The 18,682-nt window shown below is 41.1% G+C and carries 16 protein-coding genes; 1 reads left to right on the top strand and 15 read right to left on the bottom strand.

All coding sequences use genetic code 11. The annotated features are described in order from the left end of the window. The first annotated feature begins 177 nt into the window (after positions 1–177). On the top strand, positions 178–1,518 hold the full coding sequence (locus WAZ74_RS11505) for a S1C family serine protease (RefSeq protein ID WP_422308433.1): 1,341 nt from the start codon (positions 178–180) through the stop codon (positions 1,516–1,518). 131 nt (positions 1,519–1,649) lie between these two features. On the opposite strand, the gene yfaE is transcribed toward WAZ74_RS11505, so the two are convergent. From yfaE to WAZ74_RS11430, 15 genes are all read right to left on the bottom strand, one after another. After that, on the bottom strand, positions 1,650–1,916 hold the full coding sequence (yfaE, locus tag WAZ74_RS11500) for a class I ribonucleotide reductase maintenance protein YfaE (protein ID WP_422308432.1): 267 nt from the start codon (positions 1,914–1,916) through the stop codon (positions 1,650–1,652). A 203-nt stretch (positions 1,917–2,119) separates the two neighbouring features. Further along, a complete protein-coding gene (gene nrdB / locus WAZ74_RS11495; RefSeq protein ID WP_422308431.1) occupies positions 2,120–3,253 on the bottom strand; it encodes a class Ia ribonucleoside-diphosphate reductase subunit beta in 1,134 nt (377 codons plus the stop codon). A gap of 103 nt (positions 3,254–3,356) precedes the next feature. Further along, positions 3,357–3,713, bottom strand: a complete 357-nt coding sequence (locus WAZ74_RS11490; RefSeq protein ID WP_422308430.1) for a hypothetical protein — start codon at positions 3,711–3,713, stop codon at positions 3,357–3,359. 39 nt (positions 3,714–3,752) lie between these two features. Continuing rightward, on the bottom strand, positions 3,753–4,040 hold the full coding sequence (locus WAZ74_RS11485; protein ID WP_422308429.1) for a type II toxin-antitoxin system RelE family toxin: 288 nt from the start codon (positions 4,038–4,040) through the stop codon (positions 3,753–3,755). Further along, positions 4,030–4,281 (bottom strand): type II toxin-antitoxin system Phd/YefM family antitoxin, encoded by a 252-nt coding sequence (locus WAZ74_RS11480; protein WP_422308428.1) that lies wholly within the window; start codon positions 4,279–4,281, stop codon positions 4,030–4,032. Before WAZ74_RS11480 ends, WAZ74_RS11485 begins: the two co-directional genes overlap by 11 nt. Before the next feature lie 200 nt (positions 4,282–4,481). Then, a complete protein-coding gene (locus WAZ74_RS11475) occupies positions 4,482–5,261 on the bottom strand; it encodes a toll/interleukin-1 receptor domain-containing protein (RefSeq protein WP_422308427.1) in 780 nt (259 codons plus the stop codon). 35 nt (positions 5,262–5,296) lie between these two features. Further along, a complete protein-coding gene (locus tag WAZ74_RS11470) occupies positions 5,297–5,773 on the bottom strand; it encodes a TIR domain-containing protein (protein ID WP_422308426.1) in 477 nt (158 codons plus the stop codon). After that, positions 5,770–7,170 (bottom strand): SIR2 family protein, encoded by a 1,401-nt coding sequence (locus tag WAZ74_RS11465; RefSeq protein ID WP_422308425.1) that lies wholly within the window; start codon positions 7,168–7,170, stop codon positions 5,770–5,772. Before WAZ74_RS11465 ends, WAZ74_RS11470 begins: the two co-directional genes overlap by 4 nt. Positions 7,171–7,314: 144 nt before the next feature. Then, positions 7,315–9,591 (bottom strand): class 1a ribonucleoside-diphosphate reductase subunit alpha, encoded by a 2,277-nt coding sequence (nrdA, locus tag WAZ74_RS11460; protein WP_422308424.1) that lies wholly within the window; start codon positions 9,589–9,591, stop codon positions 7,315–7,317. A 503-nt stretch (positions 9,592–10,094) separates the two neighbouring features. Beyond that, on the bottom strand, positions 10,095–10,415 hold the full coding sequence (locus WAZ74_RS11455) for a YbeD family protein (protein WP_422308520.1): 321 nt from the start codon (positions 10,413–10,415) through the stop codon (positions 10,095–10,097). A 351-nt stretch (positions 10,416–10,766) separates the two neighbouring features. After that, positions 10,767–11,465 (bottom strand): class I SAM-dependent DNA methyltransferase, encoded by a 699-nt coding sequence (locus WAZ74_RS11450; RefSeq protein ID WP_422308423.1) that lies wholly within the window; start codon positions 11,463–11,465, stop codon positions 10,767–10,769. A gap of 70 nt (positions 11,466–11,535) precedes the next feature. Beyond that, positions 11,536–12,183 (bottom strand): thiaminase II, encoded by a 648-nt coding sequence (tenA, locus tag WAZ74_RS11445; RefSeq protein ID WP_422308422.1) that lies wholly within the window; start codon positions 12,181–12,183, stop codon positions 11,536–11,538. A gap of 146 nt (positions 12,184–12,329) precedes the next feature. Further along, entirely contained in the window at positions 12,330–14,243 is a 1,914-nt protein-coding gene (rpoD, locus tag WAZ74_RS11440; RefSeq protein ID WP_422308421.1) for an RNA polymerase sigma factor RpoD, read from the bottom strand. 519 nt (positions 14,244–14,762) lie between these two features. Further along, entirely contained in the window at positions 14,763–16,901 is a 2,139-nt protein-coding gene (locus WAZ74_RS11435; protein WP_422308420.1) for a DNA primase, read from the bottom strand. Positions 16,902–17,116: 215 nt separating this feature from the next. Further along, positions 17,117–18,325, bottom strand: coding sequence for an outer membrane protein assembly factor BamD (locus WAZ74_RS11430; RefSeq protein WP_422308419.1), 1,209 nt, complete (start codon positions 18,323–18,325; stop codon positions 17,117–17,119). Positions 18,326–18,682 lie beyond the last annotated feature (357 nt).

The raw sequence follows: 18,682 nt of genomic DNA, 5'->3' as shown, positions 1-18,682 counted from the left end.
GGGCTGTTTTGCCAGTTATAATTTGCATAGCTGAACCTGCATGATTAATAGCGTTTAACGCATCTTACCTTGTTAATGACACATGTTAATAACAGATGTTAATAACACATGATTGGCAAGAGCGGTTTCACTGTATTTATTATTGTCTGTTTTTACAAAATTTTATAGAGGTTTTATATGTCGTCATCTCGAAATGCCAACAACAAAGCGGGTCTATTAAAGTGGTTACCTTGGCTTTTGTTGCTTATCATGATTGCAGCATTTGTCTGGTTGTTTGCGAGTATGAAGACCGCCTCAGAGGCAAAGTGGGAGCCGCCGAGGAACACGCCTGCTGAGCAACAAGCCTCTACACCTGTAGGAGATGCAGCAGAACCTATTTCTTCTTATCATAATGGCGTTGCTAGGGCTTCGCAATCAGTGGTCAACATTTATACGACCCAAACGATGGTAGAGCATCCTTACATGGATGATCCAGCTCTACGCCGGTTTTTTGAATTCCATGGTGGACCGTCAGAAGAGCAGGGTAATACCAATTTAGGCTCTGGCGTGATTGTCTCAGAAGATGGTTATATCGTGACCAATGCGCATGTGATTGAGAAGGCAGATGAGATAACTGTCGCTTTTAATGATGGTCGCAAGAGCCGTGCTAAGCTTGTTGGCACCGATCCAGACAGCGATTTGGCGGTGATTAAAGTCGATATGAAGGGACTAACGCCATTGGGATTCCGTGAAGACCTGATTCGCGTTGGCGATGTAGCCTTAGCGATTGGTAATCCGTTCGGTGTCGGTCAAACAGTCACGCAAGGTATTATCTCAGCGACTGGACGTACAGGGCTCGGTGTTAATAAGTTTGAAGACTTTATCCAAACGGATGCAGCTATCAATCCGGGTAACTCAGGTGGCGCGCTGGTTGATGCTAATGGCGAGCTGGTTGGTATCAACACCGCAATTTATTCACGCTCAGGTGGCTCTATGGGCATTGGTTTTGCCATTCCTACCGCTATCGTTGAGCAAGTGATGAATGCCATTATTAAAGATGGTAAGGTCAGCCGTGGTTGGCTCGGTATCGAGATACAATCACAACTTCGTGATCCAACACAGCTTGAAACCTCAATCGGTGTCGAAGTATTAAGCATCGTTCCTAAAAGCCCAGCGGCTAAGAGTGGTCTGCGTGTTGGCGATGTCATCCTTACGATTGATGGGGTTGAGATGACGGATGCCAATACCTTGATTCAGTATGTTGCTCGTAAAGCACCCAATACTACCCTCTACGCTCAAATCTTACGTCAAGGTAAAAATGCGCAAGTGAAGATATTGTTAGAGGAGCGTCCAGCAGAAGAGCCTAAGGTAGTTCCTGTTATTATCCCTGATGAGGCGCTTGAGGGTAGGGCTCATCCAAGACTGCAAGGTCAAGAACAAGGTGAAGGACAAGAGATACCGATGATGTCAGAAGCAGAGCGTGATCGTATGCGCGAAGAGTTGTTACAGTTATTTGAAAGAGATGGCGCCCCTCAATAAAGGGGTCTTGATAAAGAATACGTTAATAAAAATAGTTTTTAGCCTATTCTTTACAAGAAAAATCTTGATAAAAAAATCGCGCTATCTTTAAGACAGCGCGATTTTTTATGATTTTTTAATGGGTTTACAGACTATTTTTCAACAGAATCATGGCTAATATAAATCACCCCTTGCACTCTACAGCAGCAGGGTAAGATTTCATCTTCTTCAATCATAGCAAGCGGCTCAAACGGATAATCTACAATATGTGAGCTGGCGATACGCTTGATTCGGCAGCTGCCACAGTAGCCTTCCTTACATTGATAATTGATATCATGTCCGGTGCGTAGCAAGCCATCAAGCAGACTTTCATCGTCATGCAGGTAAAATTGCTTCTTACTCGTCATTACCCAAGTCATCGTTGCATCCTACCTTTTTATAACAAATTCAATCCTAAATAAAATAAGTACAAGTATTATAACGTGCTACTGAGAAAAATTTTACTTGCTTGCTGTGCCTACGCAGACAGAGGCTGCGCAAAACTTATCTCAGCAGTACTGCCACTGCATTTATTCTATGATGAATCGACTCTATTAAAAGCTCAATCTTGAAGAACTATCTTCTATAGCTCAAAGTCATCAAAGTCGCTATCTGATAAATCTGAATCAATCTGACCAACTAAGTATGAGCTGATTTCCGTTTCTTGCGGGGCAACTTGTACGTTATCAGAAGACAACCACGTATTAATCCACGGAATAGGATTTGATTTAGATTTCGGGAATGCCACTGGCAAGCCAACCGCTTCCATACGTAAATTGGTGATATATTCGATATATTGGCAAAGAATGTCTTTATTTAGACCAATCATTGAGCCGTCTTTGAATAGATAGCCTGCCCATTCTTTTTCTTGTTCTGCTGCTTTACGGAATATCTCGATGCTTTCTTCATAGCATTCTTTGGCGATATTGACCATCTCTGGATCATCACGTCCGATACGCATGAGGTTTAAAATATGCTGAGTACCCGTTAAATGTAGTGCCTCATCACGGGCAATGAGCTTAATAATTTTGGCATTACCTTCCATCAGCTTACGCTCAGCAAAGGCAAACGAGCAAGCAAACGACACATAAAAACGAATGGCTTCTAAGACGTTGACTGCCATCAAGCATAAATAAAGCTGCTTTTTCAGTGATTTTAAATCAACGGTAATTTCCTTGCCATTGATCGTATGCGTGCCTGCGCCGTATAGGTTATATAGCGATGAGCTGTAATATAAGTCATCGTAGTATTTGGCGATGTCAGAGGCACGTTCTAAAATGTGCTCGTTGTACATGATGTCATCAAAGATGATAGCAGGGTCATTGACAATATTACGGATGATATGGGTGTAGCTGCGCGAGTGAATGGTCTCAGAAAATGTCCACGTTTCAATCCACGTCTCAAGCTCAGGAATTGATACTAGTGGCAATAGCACCACGTTTGGGCTGCGACCTTGGATAGAGTCGAGTAGGGTCTGATATTTTAGGTTACTGATAAAGATATGCTGCTCATGTGACGACAGATTGCCATAGTCCATACGGTCACGTGAGACATCGACTTCTTCTGGACGCCAGAAGAACGACAACTGCTTTTCGATCAACTGCTCAAAGATAGGATGCTTTTGCTGATCATAACGCGCCACGTTAACCGGATTACCAAAGAACATCGGTTCGAGCAAAGCATTATTTGGCTTTTGGGAAAAAATTGAATAAGTCATCGTGCTACCTTTATAATAAATACAGTTATGAATTTGAAGTTTGAGATGCGGTTTCTAAAAATACGGTTTTAAAATATCAGCAAAATGGGTTATAGGCTCTCTATTATAAATTCTCTAATGATATTTGTGTCGCTGCGTGCCCATCATTCATATAGGCTTTAAATATCTCGCTAAGCTCGACATCATCCAAGCCTTCTAGCTCATCGACAGCACTCTTACGCAGTGTCTCCAAATCAACGTCTAGTGCTTCTTTTTTCGACACTTTCTTTACTGTTTTTTTTGGCTCTTTTGCGGTTTGTTTAAATGCTTCTTTTTTTGCTGTGCCATGCCCACTTAGCTGCTGGCGAGCGTCTTCGATATCAACGGTGACTTGCACGATATAGGACTGACCATCGTTTAGGTCTGAAAATACGTTAGGGATAAACAAACCACCGTCTTTGATGATTGCGGTATATTGCACTCTATGACCTCCGTCATTTTTATTCTGTCTGTGTTTTAATTATGGTTGGCGTGTCGCAAGCACGTCATATACTTTGTTATTCTCTCTTTTGCCTACTGCTAATACATAAACCACGACCACATCATCTTTGACTGTATATACCAGACGGTAACCTATGGTGCGTAATTTAATTTTATAAGTGTCTGCATGTCTCGAGAGTTGTGAAGCAGGAACACGCGGATTTAATAAGCGCTGCTGTAATTTTTTCTTAAACTGCTGCTGAATACTAGGTGCTATCTTTTTCCATTCTTTCAACGCTAAAGGATGAAACTCAAGATTATAAGTCATCCAAACTTACCTTTATAGGTACTTGCCCGTCATTCATCCGTGCGCTAACCGTTTGGCTTAATCCCATATCGTCCATTGCTTCCATCATGCGTTCAAACATATCTGTGGAAACCAAGTAAGCCACGGGTTTATTGTGGTTTAAAATAGCAATAGACTCACCGTCTGACTGTTTAATCAGTGCTGAAGGGTTGGTCTTTAACTCTGAGATACTTGCTGTCTGTGTTGCAAATATGGGTTGCATGATTCATTCTCCGCTAATATTAAGCTCTAAATATAGGGCTAATTTTAGCACGAAAATTGGGTCTTATTTGTTATTGTATTAAATTTAAAAAGTTTGGGTAGCCAATTTCGCCTACCGCTTGTATCTGCATCGCCATCAGCGTTGGCAGAATACCGCTATAGTCGGGGCTAAACGACCTCTTTAAATAAAAGTAGGTCTTTCTAACCAAATCTACTATTTAAGCGATTATATAAATGATGCAATACCAGTTTACTTCCTGAGTAGCATCCTGATAATAGATTTTCCAATACATAACTTTCAATTTTATAATCTAGTCTAGGTTTATCGTAATGAACCTCTAGCGAATCCATTGCCATCTTTTCTCTGCTTTCTAAACTTTCTGCTAGAGATGTAGACTCTAATGAACTCTTTCTACGAACATGCTGTATAAAAGCAAGCTCCGAAAAAATCCATGGTGATTTTAACGATTCTTGATTTTCAATGCCATTCTTTACTGATATAGAGTTCGGTGTACCTAAGAATAGGAAAATCTCGCATCTATCTATCATTTTATGTAAAGCAGTATTCAGCATCATATATGCATGAGATGTTGAATGATTTCTCTTATTATAGTCATACATACTATCGTCGAAATTACGACAATACTGGTCATCTATAACTTTTAATAAATCAAACGCATTGCCCCAAACGCATGAATCAATGAAAACTTTCAAACCTTTACTCTCTAAAGCAATTGCTAATTTTATAGCTTCATCAGCATCACTATGCGAGTGAGATAAAAATATATCAACGTCGTCATCAGGGAATAAATATTTTTGTATTTCACTACCATCTAAACTATTACCATCAACTAGTAAGTAATCTTTCAAGTCGTTTAAAGCTTCTTTTTTTCGAGATTTATATAACATTACGTCTGAGTTAGAAATATTTTCAGGTGGATTAAAAAGATGAAAGTCTGTGACCTCTATACTTCTATACATATTATTTCTCTAATAGTTGCTATAAAAAATATAAGTTATCTTGAAGCAATAGCCTTTTCAATCCAGTTTTCTAAATTATTAGCAATATCTTGATATGTATTAGTAAAAGAAGGGTTATAACAAGTAATATAACTTGAAAGTTTATTTCCATTCTTAAGCTCAATACTATCGAAAGGATTTTGTCCTTTATTAGTTTTATTACCTTTCAGATCCTTAAGATTATGAATATGTATTCCAAAAACACCCTTACCAGCATTCCATGCCTGTCGAATCTCATAGTCTACCCATTTACTATCTGCTGTCTCAGCACCTATCAAAACAATTAGGCAACTTTTACCTTTGAGATTATTATCAATCCAATCTTTGACAGCTTTGTCACCTTTTTTCTTTAATTCTTCCCACTTATTTGGAGTAACAAGAGGGTTTTTTTCAATTACGCCAATATTTCTAACTACTTGTACTCTTGTGACATCGGTTTCATAGTGAAAGCTATAAAAAACTTTTCTAGTCATGATTTGATTCCTTTTAGAATAGTCAGAATATTATTCTTGATAGTTTCTAAGTCAGTGACTGAAGGTGCAAGGCTGTTTATATCTATTGTTTGATTATTACCTTCGTTATCTAACATGTTTTTCCATAGATTTTTCGATATGGAACCTGTTCCCCCAACTGGAAGCAAAGTATTGCCATTGGTCTTCGAAATATCAAACTCTTCCTGCATACCATTTGAATCTACAATTTTACCTTCAGAGTCAATTTTATTACCGAAAAGGAAGATTGAAATACCAGCATAACTGATCATGTCTTTTCGATATGCTGTCCATAATTGTCTTCCTTCTTCATTTTGAGGAAAGGGTCGAAGGACTAGATGATCCTCGTCTATCTTTAAACGATTCTCTAATAAGTATTTCACTGCACCAGAGATTACGGAACTACCAATACCAAGTCCAAAACCAGTTACAACTCTATAGCCAAGTTTCAAAATTTCTTGCGTTAAAGAAGAAACAAAATTTTCTACTTCTTGTTGAGAGTAGGGAGCATAATCCTCAGCAGCACCAGAGATAAAAATAGTCTTTTGCTTTTGAATCTTTTCAACTTCTAGTAATATCTCAGTAATTTCTTCGTATTCATTGATTGATACCGTTTGAATACCAAAGCGTCTGAGGTCATTAATAAATAATTCTTGCTTACGTTCTCTATATTCAAAGTCAGCCTGCTCTTCATCAGGTAACTGTGTTACATTTCTGAGAATACAGTAGTGTTCTGACTGGTTTTTCCCATGTGATAGGCGTATACGGCTTAAAATGTAATCTATATTAGGATCAGAGAAGCTAAAGCCGAGAAACAAGAATTTTTTAGTTGTTAAATCTCCTCTAAGTGCAGTAAAAAATTCATTCCTTTTAAGGTTATATTCTTCATAATCATCTTTTGTTAATACAGCATTACTTGAGTCTAAAGCATCACCATGCATTTTATACACGACAGCATCTCTACCTCTGATTGAGGTAGACAGATGATCAGTGCTATGCTTTACATCAACTATTTTTCCAGAGTCTTCAAGTGCTTTTTCGAGCATAGGATCATAATTTGTCGTCCAAAAGGTATCTATTGGAAGTCTTGCTAGTATTTTATGATTTTCAGTTAGAATTGCTTTCTGAGAAAACTCATTTAAAATAAGTTCGTTTACTGTGGATTTAATACCACCTTTTTCATTGATATAATATTGAGCTAAAGAAACCAAGTCATGTTCTTTGTCAACATCTAAATCAATTTCTTCAGCAAATTCCCTTAATAAGCTTTTCCAGTCAATATAACCTGCTCCAACTGATAACCCAGCACCAGCAAAAATTGCTAAGTTGTTAGACGCTATTTCTTTTACTAGCTTTTTAATTAATATATTTTTCTTCATATAGGTGTCTCTACTTTTCTAAAGGACTTTATAATTATTTTATTTAGACTTTTGTTCTATAAACTAAGAAAAATATAGCGATTTATGTTACAACACAATAGTTAGCGAGCTTAACCCAAAAGCCAAACCCGCCATCCATCAAGCCTAAATCTTACATGCGCCACCAGCACAATCATCTTCCATATCCGCTTGGGCATCGTTCGCACCATCACGAGTATTGTGATAATACAAAGTCTTCACGCCCAGCTTATACGCGTTTAGCAGATCTTTTAGCAATATCTTCATTGGTACACGACCACCTTCATAACGAACGGGATCGTAGTTGGTATTGGCAGAAATACTTTGATCGACGAACTTCTGCATGATCGCGACCAGCTTTATGTAACCGTCATTGTTCGGCATTTGCCATAGTAGCTCGTACTGATCTTTTAGCTTATCAATCTCAGGCACGACTTGCTTTAAGATGCCATCTTTTGACGCTTTGATAGACACCAGACCGCGTGGTGGCTCGATACCGTTGGTCGCATTGGCAATCTGACTAGAGGTCTCAGAAGGCATCAAGGCAGTTAGGGTAGAGTTGCGCAGACCGTGAGTGGTGATTTCAGTACGTAGCGTTTCCCAATCGAGATGTAGCGGCTCTTGGCAGATTTTATCCAAGTCTTTCTTATACGTATCAATTGGCAAGATACCTTGCGAGTAGGTAGTCTCATTAAAGGCAGGACACGCGCCTTGCTCTTTTGCCAATTTGTTTGACGCTTTTAAGAGATAGAATTGCAACGCTTCAAAGGTTTGATGGGTTAGACCAAGTGCGCTGTCGTCTGAATAGCGGACGCCATTTTTCGCAAGGTAATACGCATAGTTAATCACGCCAACGCCTAGGGTACGGCGACGCATGCTGCCATTTTCGGCGGCTTTGACTGGATAGTCTTGATAATCAAGCAAGGCATCAAGCGCACGGACGATGAGTTCTGCTGGCTCTTCGATATCGCTAACGTGCTCAACTTTACCTAAGTTGACCGCTGATAGCGTACAAAGGGCAATCTCGCCTGCTTCGTCATTGATGTTATCCAGTGGCTTAGTCGGTAGGGCGATTTCCATACAGAGGTTTGATTGGCGAATTGGTGCGACAGTCGGGTCAAACGGACTATGGGTGTTGCAATGGTCGACGTTTTGGATATAGATACGTCCGGTGCTGGCGCGCTCTTGCATCATTAAGCTAAACAGTTCTGTGGCTGGAATTTGACGGCTACGAATGCTAGGGTCATTCTCGTACTTAGTATATAGCTCTTCAAACTTGTCTTGATCTTCAAAGAAAGCGTCGTATAAGCCTGGGACATCAGAAGGTGAGAATAAGCTAATATCTTGACCTTTAATAAGACGCGTGTACATGGTTTTGTTTAACTGAACGCCATAGTCCATATGACGGACACGGTTGTCTTCGACGCCGCGGTTATTTTTCAGTACCAATAACGATTCAACTTCTAAGTGCCATAATGGGTAAAATAATGTTGCTGCACCGCCACGAACGCCACCTTGTGAGCAGCATTTAACCGCTGTTTGGAAGAGCTTATAAAACGGTACGCAACCAGTATGTTGCGCTTCACCGCCGCGAATAGGGCTACCAAGGGCGCGGATACGACCGGCATTGATACCGATACCAGCACGCTGTGATACATAGCGGACGATGGCGCTGGTGGTGGCGTTGATAGAGTCAAGGTTGTCACCGCATTCAATCAATACGCATGAGCTGAACTGACGTGAAGGCGTACGTACGCCTGACATGATTGGCGTTGGTAGCGAGATTTTGAACTCTGACGTTGCATCATAAAAGCGCTTCACATAGTCGAGACGATCTGACTTGTCATAGCTAGCAAATAAACACATGCCAACGAGCATATATAAGAACTGCGGGCTCTCAAAGACGGTCTTGCTGACACGATCTTGCACTAAGTATTTACCCGCCATTTGCTCAACAGCAGCATAAGCCAAATTCATATCGCGCCAGTGGTCAAGATATTCTTCTAATTCATCAAATTCTGCACGGCTATAATCAGCTAAGATATGGGCGTCATATTTGCCTGCGTCGGTAAGCTTTTGCACATGATCAAACAGATGTGGCGGGGTAAATTTATTATAGGCAATCTTACGTAAATGGAAGATCGCCAAACGTGCAGCCAGATACTGATAATCAGGCGTGGTTTCAGAGATAAGATCAGCGGCAGATTTAATAATAGTCTCGTGAATATCACGGGTTTTGATACCTTCATAAAACTGAATGTGCGACTTTAGCTCAACTTGTGACACCGACACATTATCTAAACCATGAGCTGCCCACTCAATAACCTTGTGAATTTTATCTAAATCAATTGGCTCTAAACGTCCATCACGTTTGGTTACTTGGATTTTATCGATATGTGTCATGCTGACCTCGTAAGTTGATTGCTTGTTTGTTCATTATTTAATTATTTATTGTGATGCTGCGCTGTTATGACGCGATAACATCCTGTCATGGCAGCGTGTTTTTTTAGGCAAAGAGCTGCCACTACTCATAGTGATAGATTAAATCACTGAGCACTACATATAGGGTATTTGTTAGTAGGTGGACACAATATAGCGGGAAAATTTTGAAAATGCTATATTGATTTTAGCGTCAAACTATGTTGCTCAGAGGTTGCGAGGTGTCCAAATTTTGGCAAAGGACGATGGGATAAGGGATAGACGGTAATGATAAAAATAATAAAAGTTTTGTAAAAATGACGCAGATTTAATTTTTATGGTTTGGCAAATTGATGAGCAATTATCAGCGTCATGTCATGTATGTTTCGGGGGATGATTGTACCCCAAACCATAAAAAATCGCCACCCATATGAGTGACGATTCGGACGAAAAAGGAACTGGTTTCTTCTAAATAATTTACAAAGTCGTTATACGACCATACGTACCGTTTTTGCGTTATCAAGTGCAGCATATAAAGTATTTACTTGCTCAACATTGGTTAAATACAAGTTGACACGAACCGAATGAAAGCGACCAGTTTTTGAAGGCTTAACTTCTGTAGATGCCAAATCAAATTCTGGAAATTGACTACCAAGAATCAGCTTCACTTCATTTAGTAAGCTCTCATGCTCGCCTTCATGACCGATGATACTTAAGGGATAGTTCATCGGAAATACCCAAAGCTCAGGATTTTGCACGTCCGTTTTCTTACCTTTTAAGTTATCGGTATTGGTCTCCAATTCGGCTATGTTAAGCTCTTTTTTAGTCGTTTGCTCTGATTGGTCATTATTTTTCTTGCTGGAGTTTTGATTGCTAGAGTTTTTATTAGTAGTATCTTTTAGAGCATCACTCATAGGTTTATCTCGCTTTTCTAAGAATAGTCTTTGTATTCACTATTTATAGTGGCAGTTATTCGATTATTCAAGTGCTATAGAAGTAGGTTGTTAAGGCAGTATCACGGTTTTTAAATGGACTAGGCTAATGATAGATATCTATTGTTTAGATGTTGATAGGTTTTGAAGGGCGCAAGTGCACCCTCCAATATGCTCTGCCATACTAATGACAGAAACGAACAATCATCACTATACAAAATACCTCATTTATTTTTTATAAGCACAAATCGCCACATAATCACCGCGGTCATAGCCTTCAATGACTGCTTGTACCTTGTCGTTGGCATACATAGGATGGGTCAGCAAAGTTTGTGCATATACAAAATCGACGAAGCCATTGTCTTGCATCAGCGTAATCTTTTCATCGGAAGTGCGCCAATTTGCTGATTTAACGAGTTCAATAGGGTAAGGGTTGGCAGGCGAGATATGCTCGAGTAATGGATGCTCCCAAGTATCTAATGAGCTGGCTAGATTATATAAGCTGGCAAAGCCACTCTCTTTTGGTACATCGATAAGAATCAGTTTACCGCCAGTTTTTAGAGCATCAAATGCTTTTTTTATACAAGCATCTAGATCATTGATATAGCTGACACTACCGTTAAATAGGATGATATCAAACTTATTAGCTTCAATCTCACAGGTTTCAGCAGGACTGATATCGACTTGCATACCGCGTTTTTCGGCGATAGCTGCCATGTCTTTTGATGGCTCAATACCATGCTTGATATGAATATCGTAATCCTTTGCTAATAGCGACTCAAACAGTCCACTACCACAGCCAATAGATAGGATATTGCTTTGCTTATCTAAAAAATGGGCAACTAATTTTAGCTCGCTGCTCAGTAAGTTTTGGTTGTCAAAAAACCAGCTGTCATACGCGCTGGCGTGTTCGTCGAATGCTGCCATGATATTTCTCCTTGAGTAATAATGTAAGTAAAATATTCGTTTGCAAAAATAGCGCTTATAAAAATGTAAGCTAGGACAGATCCAACGCTTGCTGCCAAAAATTTACTTCCATACGTGAAGCGGTGTTAAATAACCGTTGAAACTTGTTTGCTTGAGCGGGGCTTGCCTCTGCCAATAGCGTATTAATATGTGCCTCATTTTGTGCAGTAATGGCTTGAAAATCATCACTAGCAAAAACATCTATCCATATTTGATAAGGATTATTAGCAATAAAGCCTTTATCTTTGATGCGTTTGCCAATCTCACCGTAGCCCATCAGGCAAGGTGCAATCACCGCATATAGCTCAGCTAGCGAGCCTGTCATAGCAGCATCTAGCACATAACGACTGTAAGCGATCGTTGCTGCCGATTCAGGCGTTTTTTCCACTTCCTCAATCGCTATTCCCCACTGACTGCAAAAATCTAAATACATGCCAATTTCCATATCGAGCATCGCGTTGACGCCTGCTTGACCGACTCGCATTTGTGCCAATGTGTCACTTTTATAAATACTTAACGCCATCACCCGGGTATAGTGAATGAGGTATAAATAATCTTGTACAAGGTAGTGGCGAAAGCTGTCATGTGCTAGCGTTCCTGCCGCCAACTGCTTGACAAAATCATGTCCAATATAGTCGTCCCATGTGGGACAGTTATTGCGTAGTGTTTGATAATCCATAGTTTTGTACTTATTTTTATAAAGATGTGATTGAGGGTGCAAAAAACAAGTTAGTACAAAAACGACAGCCACAAAAAAGCTGAGAGTACTCAGCTTTTTTTTGATATTTTAGATATTCGTGATAGAGCTACTGCTTCTATAAACAATTAGTCATTTTCAAGGAAAGAGCGTAGGTGCTCAGAACGTGAAGGATGACGTAATTTGCGTAGCGCTTTTGCCTCAATCTGACGAATACGCTCACGCGTCACATCAAACTGCTTACCGACTTCCTCTAGCGTATGATCGGTTGGCATATCAATACCAAAGCGCATTTTTAACACGCGCGCTTCACGCTCAGTTAAGTTGCTCAGCACATCGCGAGTTGCTTCACGCAGACCTGCAGCGGTCGCATCGTCGACAGGGCTTGAAATTGTACCATCTTCGATGAAATCACCTAGGTGCGAGTCTTCATCATCACCGATAGGCGTCTCCATAGAGATAGGCTCTTTGGCAATTTTGAGCACTTTACGGACTTTTGCTTCGTCCATCTCTAAGCGTTCGCCTAATTCCTCAGGCGTTGGCTCGCGTCCCATTTCTTGTAGCAATTGACGTGAGACACGGTTGATTTTATTAATCGTCTCAATCATATGTACAGGGATACGGATGGTGCGCGCTTGGTCAGCGATAGAGCGGGTAATTGCCTGACGAATCCACCATGTGGCATAGGTTGAGAACTTATAACCACGGCGATATTCAAATTTATCAACCGCTTTCATCAGACCGATGTTACCTTCTTGAATAAGATCCAAGAACTGTAGACCACGGTTAGTATATTTTTTCGCAATAGAGATAACCAGACGTAGGTTGGCTTCGACCATTTCTTTTTTGGCACGGCGAGCCTTTGCTTCACCGATAGCCATACGGCGCGCCACATCTTTCATATCGTGGATTTTCATATCGAGCTGCTGCTCGTAATCCAGAATTTTACGTTGTAATAAAATAACGTCGTCGGTGACCTTCTCTAGTGTGGCAGCAAATGCAGGCTTGCCTTTAATACGCTCAATGAGCCAATCGACGTTGGTTTCATTACTAGGAAAGGTTTTACGGAATTCTTCACGCGGCATACGACCACGACGAATGACCAAACGCATGATTTGACGCTCTTGCTTACGCACATCGTCATAAACATCGTGCATAATCGCCATCACTTGATCTGATAAGCGATTGTTCAGCTTTAGCATCATAAAGCGTACAGCAAGTTGCTCATAGGCTTCGTCTGCTTCTGTGCTACCACGACCATAATCAAGCAAGGCTTGCTTGGCTTTGATGAATAGATTTTCGATCTCTTCTAGACGCAAGCGTACTTCTTCTGGATCGATACCGGTGGTTTCTTCTTCGGCTTCTTCTTCAACTTCTTCTTCGTCCTCGTCATCATCATCGCGCGCCGCTTTTACTTTGGCTTTGATAACAGGCGGATTTTCTTTTTCTTCTTTGATGCGCTCGCGCTCTTCTTTCGCCGCCTCTTTTGCTTCTTGGGCAGCGATTTTGTCTGCTTCGGTTTCAGGATCTAAGAAACCGGTGATGACATCAGAGAGTTTTTTGTCGCCATCTTGTACTTTCTGATACTCGTCAAGGACGAACTGTACGGTACCCGGCCAGTAAGACATGGCATGCTGCACATCACGAATACCTTCTTCGATACGTTTGGCAATGACAATCTCGCCTTCACGAGTCAGTAGATCGACTGTACCCATTTCGCGCATATACATACGCACAGGGTCAGTGGTACGACCCGGATCAGTCTCAACCGCTGCTAATACTGCTGCTGCTTCATCGGCTGCTGATTCATCATCGCTTGACTCATCGTTCATCAAGATGTCATCAGCGTCTGGCGCAGATTCAAAAATTTTAATGCCAACGTCCGTTAGCATTTGTACGATATCTTCGATCTGATCACTTTCAGTGATAGAGTCGGGGAGTTGGTCATTCACCTCAGCATAGGTTAAATACCCTTGCTCTTTACCCATTTGGATTAAGGTGGCCAGTTGAGAGGTGGACTTAGAAACTGACTTATCGTTCATAAATACTCGCTTACTTGTATCGGACATTTTTATATTGTGACTTACTATCGCTCGCTCGGTGCGTTGATACAATCAATCGATTCATCAAATAGTGGCGTAGAGGTTGTCAATAATATCAAAAATGAGTGGATATGAATAAAGGCTCAAAATACTACAATAACAATGCTAAAAAACCGCTAAAAATTGGTCAGTCTAAAAAGACTTCAAAATACTGTCTAAAAACAATAATTAAAACTTGTACCTAAAATAGTGCTCAACGATGCAGGCTTATCGCCATCCATCAGGCAGTGCTATAAATATATAGCGACACAGTTTAACACAGACCAGTGTAATCAAGCACGAGGTAGTGATATCTACCGACCATTTTTTACTGATTATTTACTATCAGTTGAATGTTTGACACTCTTTTAAGGTTGGTTTAAGGTCGGCTTTGACTACTGGGCATAATCATTAATAGTGGGGGCAACCGCCATGCTTTTAAAGGGTCGCTTCTTGATAAATAAAAGCCAAGTGTAAATATTAAGATTTAACCGTCGCCATTTGTGCGGATTGCTCTGCTTGCTGCGCGCGTAACCAATCATTTAACAACTGTGATTGCTTACGGACAATGGCCAATTTTATATTATCGGGGTTCTTAACCAAATCTTGTATTTTCTTCTTCATATGACGTTCGATCAGTTGACTGACCAATCCTTCGACTAAACCATCAAGGCTCAAGATATTACGTGTGGTCAAGGCTTTATAAAAACTGCCCCAATCTCGGCTAAGTATCTCTTGGGTCATGGGCTTAACATTAGATAAGATAAAGTGCGCCGCCGCGTTGGCATCTTTAGGCAGATAATTGAGACAGCGTTTGATGGTGCTGACGATATCGAGCAAAGCGCTATCTTGTAAGTCTTCCCAAGCGAGTGGGCGCAGTATATCGGCAGTTGCTTTTTGTTTGATATGAGCAGGTAGGTGTAACTCATGAATACCGGCTTGCTGCCAAATCGACTCAATAGGATCATCAATCAATGCGCGCGGCTGGAATAAAAAACACAGCTGCAACTGCTGACTGATGGTCATCTCGCCATCGAAATCTAGCAGCGCATCTTTGGCCTCAATATTTTGGCTACGCTTACCACCAAGCTTTTGGTAAATGTCATTATTGAGCAGGTAACGAAAGCTACTACCCTTAGGTAATGCAGTGGTCAAGGCACGCACTTGCGACATCAGTTTGGCTTTACCTTCTACCAAGGTTAAGTCATGACGCTCGCTTAAATAAGCAAAAATATACTGTGACAGCGGCATAGCATTAGCGATTTGCTCACGCATGGCATCGCCGCCCTGACTTTTGATAAAGGTATCAGGGTCATGATTATTGGGGAGGGTCAAAAACCGCAATTCTTTATCGTCCGCCAGCACGGGCAGAGCCACTTCAAGGGTGCGCCAAGCCGCTTTTTGTCCAGCACTATCACCATCAAAACTCAATGTTAGGGTAGGATTTAGCGTTAAAAGCCGTGATATCTGAGCTTCATTAATCGCCGTGCCCATGGAAGCAATGGCACCATAAATACCCGCTTGATAAAGGGCAATAACATCCATATAGCCTTCGACCACCAGCCAGTCATTTGCACGCTGTTGGCGTGATTCGTAATAGCCGTATAGGACATGCTGCTTATGAAAAACCGGCGAGTCGGACGAATTGATATACTTCGGCTTGACCTCATCATCCAGCGCTCGACCGCCAAAGCCAATCGTGCGCCCTTGATTGTCTCGAATCGGGAAAATGACGCGATCACGGAGCAAGTCATAATCGCGTCCAGACTCTGAGCGCCTTACTAAGCCAAGCGCTTTTAGACCTTCAATATCTTGCGGAAACTGATGCTCAAGATGCTGCCAACCAAAGGGTGCATAGCCCAAGCCAAAGGTTTCAAAGATTTCATCGCTAATACCACGCGATAAAAAATAATGCTTGGCATGAGGGTGGATGCTGAGATTGTGCTGATAAAACTGCTGTATCTGTTCTAACAGCTCATATAAGTTGCCGTCTTTATCAGCAGTACCGCTTATATCCTGAACTTGTGTGCTGTCATCGCTGGCTGTCAACCACGCAGGTGGGTAGTTATCATCACTTTGATAATCGGAACCGTAAGAATCAGTAGAATAGGGTACTGGATCGTAAGCATCTAGCGGCGGATAGTTGTCGTAACTGTTATCGTTGTTATAATCGCTCTGACTTTGTTGCTGAGTATCCGAAACAGAATCAATAGAATGGGTATTAATGGTTTGCGTTGGGCTTTTAGCTCTGACAGCTGGGTTAGCCACTGGCTGTGGTGCAATTGGTTTGGGCGCAATACGCTGATAACTAACGTTTTGTTGCTCTTCTTTTGGTACCTCAATGCCCGTTTGCTTAGATAGCTCATTGACGGCTTCAATAAACGTTAAGTTTTCATAATCACGCAAAAAACTAATGGCGTTGCCACCGACACTACAGCCAAAGCAGTGGTAGATGTTTTTTTGTGGATTGACATAAAAAGATGGCGACTTTTCGCCATGGAAAGGGCAGCAGCCTTTATACTCACTACCAGCACGTTTAAGCGTGGTATGACGCCCAATGATACTGATTAAGTCAGCTTGGCTATTTAATTGTTCGAGAATATGGTTTGGGATACTCATGTAAAAAACAGTTTACCATAGGACGATTATATTGGGCATAGACAATGAGACAGAAGAAAAAATATAACAGTAATAATAAATAAAAACAGAAAAAATAAGGCCAACCGTATCGTTGACCTTATTTTTTGATGATGTGCATCAGGCTGCTTAAAAAAAGAGAAGCGCTATTATCTCACTTAGATAAGTCGTCTCAAAACTAAAGCAGTCCCAAGTCGTTATTCATCAGTCATATCTACGCCATCGACATTCGCAGGCGCTATATTAATACCTTTAACAGGCAAGGTAGTGCGGCGTATTGGATTGGTTCTTTGTGGATCGACATTAGCTTCTCTCGCGGTATCGCCGACGCTTGATTGGCTAGTGACGCGTTCAGTTGACGCTTCAGGTAGACCTAAACCCACATTGATACCATTAGAGCGCACTGGTGAAGTATTTAGCGGTGCACTAGTAGCAGGCGCGGCATTATCGCTAGGCAGTCTTAATTGACTGGCATTACGAATAACTTGGGTTTTGGTCGCGCCGTTGTAATTGCCTTCAACAACGGAGGTGTCCTTGTTGAAACGGCTCAATTGCCCAAAGGTCAATTTGTTGAGTAAATTACGCTCACGTTTGGTGTTGAGCTTGACGCGCCCATCAGCAGTGAGTAAGTTTGGATAGTTAATCTGCAATAGTGTCTTATACTCTTTTGCCAAATCGTTCAGACCCAATTTTTCATGACTATAAGCAAGGACGGCAATCGCATCTGGCACAGATTCACTTAATGGATAGTATTGAAATACCCATTTGGCACGGTTCACAGCAGCGACATAAGCTTCACGTTCAATATACCAATTGGCGGCGGTCATTTCACTTTCAGCAAACTGATTGTAAATAAAGGTCATGCGCTGAGCTGCATCTGGCGCATAAGGGCTGTTTGGATACTTATTGATAAGCTCTTGGAAGTTTGCAAAGGCAATACGCAAATAAGCAGTATCGCGTTCAGCTTGATTGAGCTTAAACAGTTTTAAACCTTCAGACGAGCCTTGCATGTTGGCCACACCGCGTACATAGTAGGCATAGCTGACTTGCGGATTAGAAGGGTATAGACGAATAAATTGCTCAGCACTGGCAGCAGCGGTTTCGTATTTACCACTGGCATATTGTGCGTACATCATATCGAGCAACGACTGTTCAGCATATTGTCCGGTTGGGTAAAAGGTACGCAGATTGGTCAAGTCTTCAACCGCTTGGGTATAGCGACCTTTATCAATCTGGGCAATGGCGTTGTTATAATAGCCTTGCTCTGACTTCTCAGCAGTTTCAACCGCATCCACGTCTTTACCACCGGTCAGGTTTTTAAACGTTTGACAACCTACTAAGTTGATACTTAGGGCCAGTAAGGTGATTGAGGACAGTTTGATAAACGTATTGCCAACAGCTTGCATACTTCTTCTCCGACACAAGACGTATAATAGCAGCGGCGCTATCATACTATAATATTAGATTGAGGATAAAAAACGATGCACAAGGCATCAATAATGGTCTGTTATTAATCTAAGTATGCCAATCACTAAGCATACCCATTATCATTATTAAAAAAGCTTAATGAGATAATGCATCTATTAAATCAATCAAACCACAAACTTTAATAGGGTGCTTACAATAAAAACAGTTCGATAGTAATAAAGTCCGACAATAATACTGTGCAATAGCATACAGCAAAACATGGCTTACTTTATAGAATAACATTTGCTTCGTCTATTTTTTCGTTATCTATTTTGTAGTTAAGCCGCTCATATGTT

The sequence above is a fragment of the Psychrobacter sp. genome (assembly GCF_049295055.1).
Taxonomy (GTDB): Bacteria; Pseudomonadota; Gammaproteobacteria; order Pseudomonadales; family Moraxellaceae; genus Psychrobacter.
Note: the sequence above shows the minus strand (reverse complement) of the source record. Positions and strands in the feature narration are given on the sequence as shown.